The sequence below is a fragment of the Micromonospora sp. CA-244673 genome (assembly GCF_050948395.1).
GTDB lineage: Bacteria > Actinomycetota > Actinomycetes > Mycobacteriales > Micromonosporaceae > Micromonospora.
The window spans coordinates 3501604-3513549 of record NZ_CP192019.1 but is presented as its reverse complement, the minus strand read 5'-3'; the positions used below and the strand labels follow the sequence as shown (position 1 = coordinate 3513549).

The following is an 11946-nucleotide window of genomic DNA, read 5'->3' as shown; positions in this document are numbered from 1 at the left end:
CTCACTCCGGTCCCTTCACCGGCTTGCGGCGGCGGGGACCACCGGTCGCGATGTCCTCCGGCGTCACGCCCACGTAGATCTGGCCGTCCTGTTCGCGTACCGGGAATGTCCTGATCGGTTCGGTGGCGGGCGGGCAGACCGGCTCGCCCGTCTCGAGATCGAAGACGCTGCCGTGGCAGGAGCAGCCGATGCCGTCGTCGACAAGCTTGCCCGACGACAGCAGGCAGTCCAGATGCGTGCAGTAGTTCGACGTCGCGTACGCCCTGCCCTCGGAGCGCGCGACGCACAGCTCCAGCCTGTCGGCGTAGAAGCGGCGGACGTACCCGTCGGGCACCTGGCCGGAGCGGGCGACGCGGACGAATCGGACGTCACTCGGCTCCCCGCCGTGGTCGGCGGCGCCGATGACCTCGGAGGCGCTCATGAGCCCACGTACACGGTCTTGTCGACGGTGTAGAAGTGCATCATCGTCTCCCCTGCCTGTTCCTTGAACGTCTGGGTGCTGGAGTTCTTCACACCGCCGAACGGGGCGTTCATCGCCATCCCCGTGGTGGGCTGGTTGACCTTCACCAGGCCGCTGTCGACCCGGCGGGCGAAGTCGAGCGCGCGGCCGAGGTCGCGGGTGACGATCCCGGCGGACAGGCCGTACGCCGTGTCGTTGGCGACGCTGATCGCGTCGTCGAAGGAGTCGACGCGCAGCACGGCCAGGACCGGCCCGAAGATCTCCTCCTGCGCCAGCGGCGACGACCGGTCGACGTCGGTGAAGACCGCCGGACGGACGAAGTTGCCGTGTTCCAGGCCAGGGTCGAGCGGCTCGTCGCCGGCGCGGAGAACGGCGTCGGCGGTCGCGGCGAGGTCCAGGTAGTGCCGGGTCCGGTCCAGTTGGCCGCGGGTGGCGAGGGGGCCCATCTGCACCCCGTCGGAGAGTCCGTTGCCCACCCGGCGGGCGCGGGTGAGGGCGACGATCCGCTCGACCAGCGCATCGTGCACGGCGTCGTGGACGACCAGGCGGCTGGTGCCGGTGCACGCCTGCCCGCTGAGGCCGAACGCCCCACGGACCACGATGTCGGCCGCCCGGTCGAGGTCGGCGTCCGCCAGCACGATCACCGGGTTCTTTCCGCCCATCTCCAGCTGGCAGCGCTGGCTGGGCCCGACGGCGCGGTGGATGGCCGCCCCGACGTCGTACGAGCCGGTGAAGGTCACCGCGCCCACCCGCGGATCCGCGACCAGTGCGGCGCCGGCCTCGCCGCCGCCCTGCACGAGGGCGAGCGCGCCGGCCGGGACACCCGCCTCGAGCAACGCCTCGACCAGCCGCTGGCCGATCAGCGGGGTCACCTCGCTCGGTTTGAACACCACCCCGTTGCCCGCCGCCAACGCCGGGCCGAGCTTGCGGGACGGGATGTTCAGCGGGAAGTTCCACGGGGTGATGGCCACGACGACCCCGACGGGTTCCCGGGAGGTGTAGACGAGGCTGCCGTCGCCGGTGGCGTACGTGCGGCCGGCGACGCGCAGCGCCTCACCGGCGTAGAACCGGAGGTTCGACGGGGTCCGACGGGCCTCGGTGAGCGCTTCGGTGAGCGTCTTGCCCTCCTCGCGGACCAACTCCCGGGCGAGGTCGTCGGCGCGGGCGGCGAGGATGTCCGCGGCCCGGTGCAGGACCGCGGACCGCTCCTCCGGGCCGCGCTCCGCCCACTGCCGGTAGCCGCCCGCTACCGCGGAAACCGCATCGTGCGCGTCCTTCGCATCCGAATCCGGGAAGACCGCGAGGACCTCGCGCTCGTCAGCCGGGTTCCGCCGCTCGCGGGTGCGCCCGCTGGCCGAGCCCACCCACTCGCCACCGATGAAGTTGCCCTTCACAGTTGCTCCTCCAACGCCGTCAGGTCGGACAGGTCGACGTCCTCGTCGGCGAGGATGCGGGGATCGACGCTGACCCGCCCGGCGATCAGGTCCTTGGCGACGAGGACGTCCGCGCCGCGGTCGACCGCGAAGGCCGCCCGCACCAGGCCGTCGCGCAGATAGAACGCCGAGAAGTCGCACTCTTCGACCGAGCCGCGCACGACCAGCTCGTCCCAGACCGGCGCGTGGCCGGTGTACTGCAGGTTGTGCTCGTACTGGTCCGACCAGAACCAGTGCGGGTCCGCGTACGGGGTGATCCGGCCGATCATGTTGTTGGCGGCGGCGGTCGCCTGCCGGCTCGCGTTGTCGAAGTGCTCCACCCGGATCCGCTCCCCGAAGAGCGGATGCCAGTGGTTGGCAACGTCGCCGGCGGCGTACACGTTCGGCACCACGGTCCGGCAGTGCTCGTCCACGAGGATCCCGTTGTCGACGGCGAGGCCGGACTGCTCGGCCACGGATGTGTTCGGCGTGATGCCGATGCCCACCACCACCAGGTCGCCTTCGATGCGCCCGCCGCTGGTGGTGACGACGACGCCGGTCGGTGTCTCGACGATCGACTCGACGGACTCCCCCAGCCGCAGCGTGACGCCCGCACGGCGGTGGATCGCCGCGCAGGTGGCGCCCATCTCGGGTCCGAGCACGCGCTGCAGCGGCACGTCGAGTGTCTCCACCACCGTGACGTCGGCGCCCCTGCCGCGGCTGGTGGCGGCGACTTCGGCGCCGATGAACCCGGCGCCGATGACGATCAGGTGTACGCCCGGGCGGAGCTGCGCGCGGAGGCGGTCCGCGTCGCGCCGGGTGCGCAGGTAGTGGATGCGCTCGCCCTCGACTCCGGGCAGGCGGCGCGGGCTCCCGCCGGTGGCGACGAGGACGGCGTCCGCGGCGACCTCCGTGCCGTCGGCCAGCTCGACCAGCCCGCGCTCCGCGCGGATCCGGACGGCCGGTTGGCCGAGCCGCAGATGCACGTCGTTCGCCGCGCACCACTTCTCCGGCAGGAGGTGCAGGCCGCAGTCGTCGTCGCCGGCGAGGTACTCCTTCGACAGCGGCGGGCGCTGGTACGGCGCCTCCGGTTCCGCACCGAGCAGCTCGATCCGGCCGTCGAAGCCGCGCCGGCGCAACGCGCGGGCGGCGACGGCGGCGGCCTGGCCGGCGCCGATGGTGACGATGGTCCTGATCATCGGCGTCTCACCCCGCAGCCGTGGTCGTGTACGGGGCGGTGTCGGCGTCCACGCGGCCGGGACGCCGTCCCGGGTCGACGTAGACCTTGTCGTCCTCCACCCGCACGTCATACGTCGGCTGGCACTCGACCTGGTTCGCCGCCTCTCCGGTCGCCGGGTCGAAGGACCACTGGTGACCGGGGCAGATGATCCGCCCGTGCAGCACGGTTCCCTTGCTCAGCGAGCGCTGCTTGTGAACGCAGACGTCGTACAGCGCGAACACCCGTCCGTTGACGAGGAACAGCGCGATGGGTGTGTCGCCGACGACCACCTGCTTCTTCTTGCGGCGCGCGAGCTCGGACAGCTCGGCGACGAGCACCCACTCGACGGGGTTAGGCTCGCTCACTCCCGACTCCCTCCGGGTCTGACGCGGTGTACGGATCTCCGCCCGCAGATGCCGGAAGGGTGGGCCAACCAGTGGACCCACCCGTCCGGCGGCTTCGATCAGGCGCTGACCAGGTCCTGCGCCACGTAGGTGTCGTAGAGCGCCTTGGTGTAGGAGAAGCGCATCTCCGCGCCCCAGCGGACGAACTGCAGCGATCGCTGCTGCAGCTCGGGCGTGTTCGCGTGGTCCAGGACGATCTGGTAGCCGCGCTCGCCGTGCACCTCGTCCGAGGTGATGTGCAGGTCGAAGAACTCGATCTCGTCCTCGGTGAAGCCGTACGCCTCGCGCAGCGGGACGATCTGCTTCTTGTAGATGCTCGGCACCTGGGACTCGAGGCCGACGACGAGCGCCGCGGTCGCCACCGCGAAGTGCTCCCGAATCGAGGTGGCGTAGCACCACGCCTGGAGGCCGCGGGTCACCGCGTTCATGTTGTTCGGGTCCTCGATCCGCTCCCGCGTAGTCCCGCACGCCTCGGCGAAGCGGATCAGCAGGTCGGTGTGGCGGATGTCGGCCAGTTCCTCCTCGTACATGTTCTGCAGGAGGAAGTCCTTGGCGTCCGTGCAGGTGTCGGGGGTGTTGGCGTAGACGTAGCTCAGGTAGTCGGCGAACGGGCCCACGTAGTGGTAGTGATTCTCCGCCCACCGCGCGAAGTGGTGCCGCTGCAGCTTGCCGTCGGCCCAGGCCTGGCTGAACGACGCGTTCTTGGCCTCCCTGCCCTTGATCGCGTCCTCGAGGGCAGCCCGGAAGTTGTCGCGGGAGAGCAGCTCGGTCATCTGGTCGCCTCTCTCTGTGATGCGTCGGTGCGGTCCCGGCAGCTCGGCGTGGCGTCACGGGAGTTCCTGGGGTGCCATCAACGCTAGGGAGCCGGCGACCAGCGCCCCACGGTCAAGATGCACATCGTTCCCCGTACTCTTCTGTGCAGACAGCCCACGGCGTTGCGCGGCCACCGCCCACAGGGCTGTCGACACAAAGCGCCAAGAGCCTCGTTGTGGCGGCGCCGCGAGGGTGGCAGCTGCGGCGGCCGCTCCCGCGAGAAGCACAGCCGCGGCTGGCCATGCGGCGTTCGTGAGGCCGATGAAGGCGTGGTGCCCCATCATCGCGGCGGTCAGCACCGTACCGCCGTAGATCGCGCTGGACGTGCTCGCGGCCCAACCCACCCAGGAGGGCCACCGCGACAACCAACTCACCTCTGAGCCGGCGCCCGGATCACAGCAGACCGGCTACTCGGACTGGTCCCCTGCGAGGCATCCGCCATGCACGAAGTATCGACAGCCCTGCCTGTGAATCGGCTGAGAAGCGCAACCGCACATACCGCCGAGCGGCCGTCAGGCCTCAAAGAGCGGCACGGTCGGCGGGTTCGACCGGTCAGGTCTGCTCGAGTTTGTCAGGGCCGGTTGTGCACGAACCACGCGTCACCGGCGGGCATGGCGACCGCGACCTCCCACCGGCTCAGGGCGAGGTTCGGGGCGAGCGCCTTGAGCTGGCCGGCCGCGGTCCACGCCTCCGCACCCGGTGTCGGGCGGCGGTCCACCTGGAACTGCAGCATGGTGCCCCACGACGCGACCAGGCGGGCGTCCCACCGGTGACGCCACTGCGCCAACACCTCGGCGAGCCTCCTCTGGTACTCCCGGGTGGGCGCACCGAAGAAGTCGACCCAGTACCCCGAGCTGCGGACGTCGCTCGTGGGCAGCAGCATGAGCAGGACGCTGGTCGGTGTGTACCAGTAGTCGGTCTGCGTCACGAACCGCGCGCTGCCGAGCACCCGGGCATGCAGGTCGGCGTCGGCGAGCAGCCGGTCGTACAGCTCCCGCTCCAGCGCCTGACGCCCAGTCGGCAGCGCCACATCCGACACCAGGGCCGTCAGGTCGACGCCGGTCACGCCACGCGCGTAGTACTCGACCTCACCCTCGTGGACCTCGTCGTCCTCGCTGTAGTGGTGGTAGACCAGCCAGGGATCGGAAGACTCGGCCGCCTCGGCGAACGCGCGCAGCTCCGACGCCGACGGGCCCGGCTCGGGCTCGGGCCGGAACCTCAGCCCGCCGTGGAAGTCGTCGGTGATCATGACGGGCCGGCGTCCGGTGGCCGGCACCAGCGCCTCGGCAGCCTGCCACGCCTCGTGCAGGCGATTGGGGTCGATGTCGGCGACGAGGATCGTGCCCGACGGGCCGTATCCGATCGGCAGGCCGGCCAGCGGCGTACCGAGGAACACCGCTTCGATCTGGTCGAGGTCGGTCAGCATGGTGAAAGTCTCTCCGATCATCGGCGCTCGACCAGACCCTGACCCGCGAAGCTCAGTAACTCCCCGCCAGACCGACCAGCCGGCGAACGGGTGGAGACCCGCGCACAAATCTGCCGCTGGTCGGTGCCGACCGATCGCGCCGGGTCGGGCGAGGGAAGGTGGCTCACGATGCGGCGATGACCGTCGGCCCGTCGATGTTCGACGATTCGGCTCCTGCCGAGATACTGCCGGATGACCAAGACTGAAGCGATGCCTCACGATGTCGGGGGTGCGCCACGCATCCAGGTAGCAGTCACCGCGCTGCTCATCGTCGCCGGCGTGCTCGTGCTCTTCGTTCCCGCCGGTGACGAGGGTCCAGTCCTCGTGCCGGTCAGCGACGGCCACGGACTGTCCGCCGTGGACGGGGTCGGCGCGGCGCTGCTGGCGGTGGGTGGCACCTGGCTGGAAGTGCTCGTGGTACGGCGCCTGCCGTACCTCGCGCTGCCCCCACGGGCCCTGTTCGGACTCGGCCTGCTGGCCGGCCTCGGCATGGGACTTCTGATCGCCTCGGTCTTCACCGGATTCTTCTGGTGGTGGGCTGTCGGCGCCGCCGCACTTGGCGTTGCCGTCCTCGTCCTCGCGCCTCTGACGGCGCGCCGTTGAGATCGCTGACCGTACGTCTGCTCTGCCGTGGGGCCGCTCGGCCTGCGATTGGATACGCCGAGCGAACCGCTGCTGGTTCTTGTCAAGGTGAAAGGCCCGCCCGGATCGCCAGGATGGCGGCTCCTACGCGGTCGCGGCTACCCGTCTTGGCCAGCACATTGGTGACGTGGGTCTTGACGGTGCTCATGGAGAGGTAGAGGCGGTCGGCGATCTCGTTGTTGTTGAGCCCGGCACCGATCAAGGCGAGCACGTCGGTCTCCCGAGCGGTCAGCTGGTAGGCCGCCAGTTCCACGTGGGTGGCCGGCCCGGTCGCGCGTACCCGGTCGAGCACGGCGCCGGTGACCTCGGCGGAGAGGATCGCCTCGCCGGCGGCGACGGTGCGCACCGCGGCGATGAGGTCGCGGGCGCTGCACCGCTTGAGCAGGAACCCCCGCGCGCCGGACGCGATGGCGTCGAGGACGTAGGCGTCGTCGTCGAAGGTGGTGACGACGATGACGGCCGGGGCGTGCGGGATCGCGGCCAGCTCGCGGGTGGCTTGCAGGCCGTCGAGTACCGGCATGCGGATGTCGACGAGGGCCACGTCGATGCGGGAGTCGTGACGCACGGCTTCGAGGAGCTGCTGCCCGTCGGCAGCCTCAGCTGCGACGTCGATGTCGGCCTGAGAACGCAGGATGAGACTGAAGCCGTCGCGGACCAACTGCTGGTCGTCGGCGATCGCGACACGGATCATGGTTTCGCCACCGGCAGGTTGGCCTGCATCATGGTGCCGCCGCCGGAGCGCCGGCTCAGCTCCCAGCTCCCGCCGAGGGCCCGCACGCGCTCCTCGATGCCGAGCAGGCCCGAGCCGCGCGTGGGTGCGTGGGGCGGCCCGATGCCGTCGTCGCTGACGCGCAGACGGGCGTGGTCGCCGACGCGGGCCAGTTCGACCCAGGCGGCCGTGGCTTTCGCGTGGCGGGCGATATTGGTGAGGGCTTCCTGTGCGATGCGGTAGGCGGCCAACACGCCGATCTCGTCCAGGCCCGGCTCGGAGTCCAGCCGAACCTGCACCGTCACACCCTGCTGGCGTAGCGGCTGCGCGAGCAGCTCGTCGATGTCGGACAGGCGTGGCGGGGCGCTCACCGCGATCGCCGCGTGCGGATCGCGCAGGTGCACGACGAGCGTGTCGAGCTCCTTCAGTGCGGTGCGTCCGCTGCCCGCGATCGCCCGTAGCGCCGCCCCCGGGTCGTCACCGAGTTGGCCCGCCTCGGCCTGAACCACCATCGCGGTGACGTGGTGGCCGACCACGTCATGCAGCTCGCGGGCCAGGTTGGTGCGCTGCTCGAGCCAGGCCGCCTGGCCGCGCAGCTCGCCCGTCTCCCGGGCGAGGGCGTGGCCACGGGACCACGATCGCAACAGGGTCGCCAGGAGGTAGCCGGCCGCCACGAAGGCGAAGGGCTGCTCGTAGAGCCCCCGCTGGTTGAGCAGCGCGGTAGCGAGGGCGCCGACGGCGCCGATCAAGCCAGCCACCCACCCGAGCCACGGGCGCCGGGCCGGGTCTTCGCAGATCGAGACGAACACCAGGCCGGCGGCCGCGAGGCCCAACTGCACCGACTCTCCGGTGCTCACCATCGCGACGAACCCGGCACAGACCGCGAAGACCAGAGCCCGGAGGCGGGGCCGCAGCGCCATGGCCCAGAGGCCGACGGGCAGCACCAGCCACGCCCAGCCGGCCGGCACGGACAGGCCCCCCTCGACGGTCGTGACGACGACCGCGACGATCAAGCCCGCCGCACCGTACGCGAGTCGGCGCACTCGCTCGGGGTCGCGCAACCATTCCCGGATTCCAGTCGTCACCTGCACAGTCTCCGCGACCAGCCCGGAAACCGGCCAGGTACCCCGGTACGAGATCGGCCGGTACCCCGGTGCCGCCCCCGCGCCCAGATCGGCACCGCAGCACGTTCCGCCCGGAACGCTCACCGCACGACGCTGCGGAGGTGACTCTTGTTGACTCCCGCGCCGCCCTCACCGTCGGCCCTCTCCGTACGGTTCCCAACTACATCACCGCCATCCGCACGATCGCCGCTGTCACCCTCGGTGTCGTCGCCCTCGTCGCCGGCTCCGTGGCACTGCTCGCGGTGGCGTACGGCATCTACTGGCTCGGCGACGTGCTCGACGGCTGGGCCGCCCGCCGGCTCGGACAGGAGACCCGGGCGGGGGCCGTCCTCGACATCGTGAGCGACCGCGCGTGCACCGCCGTGCTGTGCGTGGGTCTGGTCTCACTCGTGCCCGACGTCGCGGCCGTGGCCCTGGTGTTCCTGCTCTCGTTCCTGGTGCTGGACACCATGCTGTCGCTGGCGTTCCTGTGCTGGCCCGTGATTAGCCCCAACTACTTCCACCTGGTCGACCGGCGGGTATGGGCGTTGAACTGGTCGCCTCTGGCCAAGGCCGCCAACACCGCCGGGGTTGTCGGCGCCATCGCGTTCGGGCAGTACCGGCTCGCGCTGGGCGTTGCCGTCGCCGTCGTCGCGGTCAAGCTGTGGTCAGCCGCAGCGATGGTCCGGCTGCTCGAACGGGACGGCCGGCCATGAGCAGCCTCGCCGAGGCGGTGGTGGCGCTCGGGTACGGTCTCGCCTCGGCGCTCGTCCCGATCGTCAACGCCGAGGCCTACGCCGTGGTCGCCGGACACCGTGGCGGCCACGCTCTGATCGCCGTACTCGCTCTGGGGCTCGGGCAGACCGCCGGCAAACTGCTCCTGTTCGAAGCCGCGCGTCACGGAACGGGACGGCTGGCCCAGAAACTCGCGCAACGGAACCGATCAGGTCGCGCGGCGGCCAGGGCCGCCCGTTGGGCCGAGCCGATCCGGCGCTGGCTCTCCCGCCGCCGCACCGCCCTACCGACAGTGCTCGTCTCCGCCACACTCGGGGTTCCACCGCTGGCCGTGGTCAGCGTCGCCGCCGGCACCGCAGGCCTTCGACGGTGGGAGTTCGCCGGCTCGTGCCTTCTCGGGCGGTTGATCCGTTTCGCCCTCCTCGCCCTGCCGGCGGCGCTGGCCTGAGCCCCGCTTGTCGTCGCGCACGCCGAAACCTCGACCGGCTTGATCCGCTGCCGCCAGCCGGCCGTCCCGGCTCAGCGACATGCGCATCCTGCGTGCGTCGGTCGGGTGCACGTGCGGGCGGTAGGAGCGGGTGGAGGATTAGTGCACCCAGCGACCTGAGGGACCTCTGAAGAGGTTGGTCGACCTCCGATGAGTTCCGGCACGATCCCGGGTCTACAGGCACATAACCCTCCGCACGCGAATCTGGAGGCACCTTGAAGCTCTTGCTTACGTCAGGCGGCGTCACGAACCCGAGCATCCACTCGGCGCTCGTGCAGCTCCTCGGCAAGCCGATCGCCGAGTGCCACGCCCTCTGCGTCCCGACAGCACAATGGGGTCACCCGATGTGCGGTCCGAAATCGGTGCGGGGCTTCGTAGCCGCCGAGCCCGCGTTTCAGCACCTGTCCGGCCTGGGTTGGGCGTCGCTCGGTGTCCTCGAGCTCACCGCACTGCCCACGATCGGCGCGGAGCGATGGGTCCCCTGGGTCCGGGAGGCCGACGTTCTCCTGGTCGACGGCGGCGACGCGACGTACCTGTGCCACTGGATGCGGGAGTCCGGGCTGGCAAATCTGCTGCCATCGCTGCCCGACACGGTCTGGGTGGGAGTGAGTGCTGGAAGCATGGTGATGACGCCCCGGATCGGAACGTACTTCGTCGAGTGGCCGTCCGCGCCGGACGACCGCACCCTGGGAGTCGTCGACTTCTCGATCTTCCCGCACCTGGACGCTTTCCCCACAAACACCCTGGCCGACGCAGAGCGGTGGGCCGCCGACATCGGTGTCCCGGCCTACGCCATCGACGAACAGACGGCCATCAAGGTCGTCGACGGCTCGGTCGAGGTGGTCTCCGAAGGGCAATGGAAGAAGTTCGGGTCATAGCCGCCCGACATCCGTGACGTCGCGTCGTCGGACGAGACCGTCACGCTCGACGTCCGGGCCACAGTGCCCGGCCGGCACATTGCAGTGCCGCGAGGCTGGGTTGCGGTGGTAGCTCGACCGGTTCACGTCAGCATTGCGCGCAATGCCTCGCGCTCGGCGGGTAGGCCGGCTTTTCCGAACCAGATCATCGGGTTGGCGATGTTGCCCCAGCATTCATCATTGTCCACGAGTGCGGAGAGGAATCGTCGCTGCGCCGCCGAGAGCTGCCCCTGCTGGGCTCCGGCGAACGCTCGCTCCAACAGCGGCCCCCAGTCGAAGTCGACCGTGTACGCGTTGGTCATCTGCGCCACAGCGACCGCAGCGTCGGCGACCTCAGCAAAGGTCCTGGTCCGTCGCAGCAGCGCCTGGACGAGGAAGAACCGGACCTGCCCGTCGAGCTGCGGCGGCCGGTCCTCACCGAACCAGGCGTCAGCGGCCCGCGGGTCGCGCAATGCCGCACGGATCTCCTCGAGCGATGCCGGAACGTCATCGAGCGCCCGGGAGAGCGCGGCACAGCCACGAACCTCGGGACGCTCGTCTGCGAGCAGCGCGAGCGGCGGTATGCCCCAGCTGCCGATGCTCAACGCCACGGCCGCGCGCTCCGCCGCACTCATCTCTGCCACGGAGTCCATCAGTCGCTCGGCGGTGTGGGCCCGTCGGTGCGCCAGCTCGGGCGCTGCGAGCAGGTGAGTCATTGCACCAATGGCGCCCTGCCGCACCGAGGCATCGGTGTCATCGAGGAATTTTTCGACGGCGGCGTGGACGTACCCCCGGACCGCTCGGCATGCCTGAGCGGCCCGAAGCTCTTGAGCGTCGTCATGATCGTCAGCGGCGTCGGCCGTGGACACGTCCACCTCGGCGGGCTCGCCCCATGCCGCCGACTCCGCGACCTTGCCCAGCCACTCCAGCAGCCCAGCCCGTAAAGAGCGGGAGCGCTCGTCCCACGGCAGCGCGCTCTCGCACTGCACGAGGGTCCGCGGATCGTCGAGGATCGCCGCCACGAACTCGGCAGCCGGTGCTGTCGCCGAGTACATCGAACCCTGGTGCAGCAGCACCGCGTCGATGTAGGCCAAAGCGTCGCCGGCTCGCTCCGGGTCCTCGCTGAGCAGGTGAAGCAACCGAGCCGGCGTGTCCGAGGCGGCGGCATATGCATGGTGCAGATTGCCCCAGCCGGTGTCTTCGATGATCGTTCTCGGCGAACGCATGTTCGAATGATCCACGGCCTGCGGGCGGCCGCGCAAGCCCGTGACGCCCGGGCGGGCCTGACGTTTCACGGGCACGGTTCATCGCGCGATCCCTGAGCACAACCGTCGGCTCCTGCGTCCGCCATGGTCAGGTGGACGGATCCGCCGCGAGGCGAGCAGTCGATCAGGCCCCCGCCGAGGTCCGCTAATCCTCGAAGTCGAACTCGAAGGTGCCCGCCTCGATGCGGTCGACAAGCTGGCCGACATCGTCCGCTTGCCGTATCGCGCTGTCCCATCCACTGCTTGTGATGTCGACCAGCAGCACCGGCGCAGGGTCGCTGCGCAGGTCGAGCACGAGCTGCTCACGGGAGCCGTCGCCGCCGATGATCGCGATGC

13 protein-coding genes are annotated in these 11946 nt (G+C 70.4%); 4 read left to right on the top strand and 9 right to left on the bottom strand.

Annotated elements, in window-relative coordinates; genetic code table 11:
* Nucleotide 1: 1 nt before the first annotated feature.
* From ACQP12_RS16345 to ACQP12_RS16320, 6 genes are all read right to left on the bottom strand, one after another.
* Nucleotides 2-421, bottom strand: coding sequence for a Rieske (2Fe-2S) protein (locus tag ACQP12_RS16345; protein WP_433288925.1), 420 nt, complete (start codon nt 419-421; stop codon nt 2-4).
* Nucleotides 418-1854, bottom strand: coding sequence for an aldehyde dehydrogenase family protein (locus ACQP12_RS16340; RefSeq protein ID WP_433288923.1), 1437 nt, complete (start codon nt 1852-1854; stop codon nt 418-420). The genes ACQP12_RS16345 and ACQP12_RS16340 overlap by 4 nt, the downstream gene beginning before the upstream one ends.
* Nucleotides 1851-3071 (bottom strand): NAD(P)/FAD-dependent oxidoreductase, encoded by a 1221-nt coding sequence (locus ACQP12_RS16335; protein WP_433288921.1) that lies wholly within the window; start codon nt 3069-3071, stop codon nt 1851-1853. Before ACQP12_RS16335 ends, ACQP12_RS16340 begins: the two co-directional genes overlap by 4 nt.
* Before the next feature lie 7 nt (nt 3072-3078).
* Nucleotides 3079-3456 carry a Rieske (2Fe-2S) protein gene (locus ACQP12_RS16330; protein WP_433288919.1) on the bottom strand — a complete coding sequence of 126 codons (378 nt, stop codon included), beginning with the start codon at nt 3454-3456 and terminating at the stop codon, nt 3079-3081.
* Between the two features lie 98 nt (nt 3457-3554).
* Complete coding sequence (locus tag ACQP12_RS16325; protein WP_433288917.1) at nt 3555-4268, bottom strand: TenA family transcriptional regulator; 714 nt, start codon at nt 4266-4268, stop codon at nt 3555-3557.
* Nucleotides 4269-4879: 611 nt separating this feature from the next.
* Entirely contained in the window at nt 4880-5755 is an 876-nt protein-coding gene (locus tag ACQP12_RS16320) for a DUF4253 domain-containing protein (protein WP_433288915.1), read from the bottom strand.
* Between the two features lie 210 nt (nt 5756-5965).
* Here ACQP12_RS16320 and ACQP12_RS16315 point away from each other — a divergent pair, with 210 nt between their 5' ends.
* Nucleotides 5966-6376: a hypothetical protein gene (locus ACQP12_RS16315; protein WP_433288913.1), complete on the top strand. Its 411-nt coding sequence runs from the start codon at nt 5966-5968 to the stop codon at nt 6374-6376.
* A gap of 82 nt (nt 6377-6458) precedes the next feature.
* Here the strand turns inward: ACQP12_RS16315 and ACQP12_RS16310 are convergent, their stop codons facing one another.
* Both ACQP12_RS16310 and ACQP12_RS16305 read right to left on the bottom strand, forming a co-directional pair.
* Nucleotides 6459-7106, bottom strand: coding sequence for a response regulator (locus ACQP12_RS16310; RefSeq protein ID WP_433288911.1), 648 nt, complete (start codon nt 7104-7106; stop codon nt 6459-6461).
* Nucleotides 7103-8332 carry a sensor histidine kinase gene (locus ACQP12_RS16305; protein ID WP_433288909.1) on the bottom strand — a complete coding sequence of 410 codons (1230 nt, stop codon included), beginning with the start codon at nt 8330-8332 and terminating at the stop codon, nt 7103-7105. The genes ACQP12_RS16310 and ACQP12_RS16305 overlap by 4 nt, the downstream gene beginning before the upstream one ends.
* Before the next feature lie 17 nt (nt 8333-8349).
* Between ACQP12_RS16305 and ACQP12_RS16300 the strand changes: the two genes are divergently transcribed.
* From ACQP12_RS16300 to ACQP12_RS16290, 3 genes are all read left to right on the top strand, one after another.
* A complete protein-coding gene (locus tag ACQP12_RS16300) occupies nt 8350-8943 on the top strand; it encodes a CDP-alcohol phosphatidyltransferase family protein (RefSeq protein ID WP_433288907.1) in 594 nt (197 codons plus the stop codon).
* On the top strand, nt 8940-9410 hold the full coding sequence (locus tag ACQP12_RS16295) for a hypothetical protein (RefSeq protein ID WP_433288904.1): 471 nt from the start codon (nt 8940-8942) through the stop codon (nt 9408-9410). Before ACQP12_RS16300 ends, ACQP12_RS16295 begins: the two co-directional genes overlap by 4 nt.
* Nucleotides 9411-9664: 254 nt before the next feature.
* Nucleotides 9665-10327, top strand: a complete 663-nt coding sequence (locus ACQP12_RS16290; protein ID WP_433288902.1) for a Type 1 glutamine amidotransferase-like domain-containing protein — start codon at nt 9665-9667, stop codon at nt 10325-10327.
* 122 nt (nt 10328-10449) lie between these two features.
* Here the strand turns inward: ACQP12_RS16290 and ACQP12_RS16285 are convergent, their stop codons facing one another.
* The gene (locus tag ACQP12_RS16285; protein ID WP_433288900.1) at nt 10450-11640 is read right to left on the bottom strand and encodes a hypothetical protein; all 1191 of its coding nucleotides are present in this window, start codon (nt 11638-11640) and stop codon (nt 10450-10452) included.
* Between the last annotated feature and the right edge of the window lie 306 nt (nt 11641-11946).

Coding starts and splice junctions, on each gene's coding strand:
- ACQP12_RS16320 (WP_433288915.1), bottom strand. CDS start 5,755: ATGATCGGAGAGACTTTCACCATGCTGACCGACCTCGACCAGATCGAA.
- ACQP12_RS16335 (WP_433288921.1), bottom strand. CDS start 3,071: ATGATCAGGACCATCGTCACCATCGGCGCCGGCCAGGCCGCCGCCGTC.
- ACQP12_RS16310 (WP_433288911.1), bottom strand. CDS start 7,106: ATGATCCGTGTCGCGATCGCCGACGACCAGCAGTTGGTCCGCGACGGC.
- ACQP12_RS16345 (WP_433288925.1), bottom strand. CDS start 421: ATGAGCGCCTCCGAGGTCATCGGCGCCGCCGACCACGGCGGGGAGCCG.
- ACQP12_RS16325 (WP_433288917.1), bottom strand. CDS start 4,268: ATGACCGAGCTGCTCTCCCGCGACAACTTCCGGGCTGCCCTCGAGGAC.
- ACQP12_RS16295 (WP_433288904.1), top strand. CDS start 8,940: ATGAGCAGCCTCGCCGAGGCGGTGGTGGCGCTCGGGTACGGTCTCGCC.
- ACQP12_RS16315 (WP_433288913.1), top strand. CDS start 5,966: ATGACCAAGACTGAAGCGATGCCTCACGATGTCGGGGGTGCGCCACGC.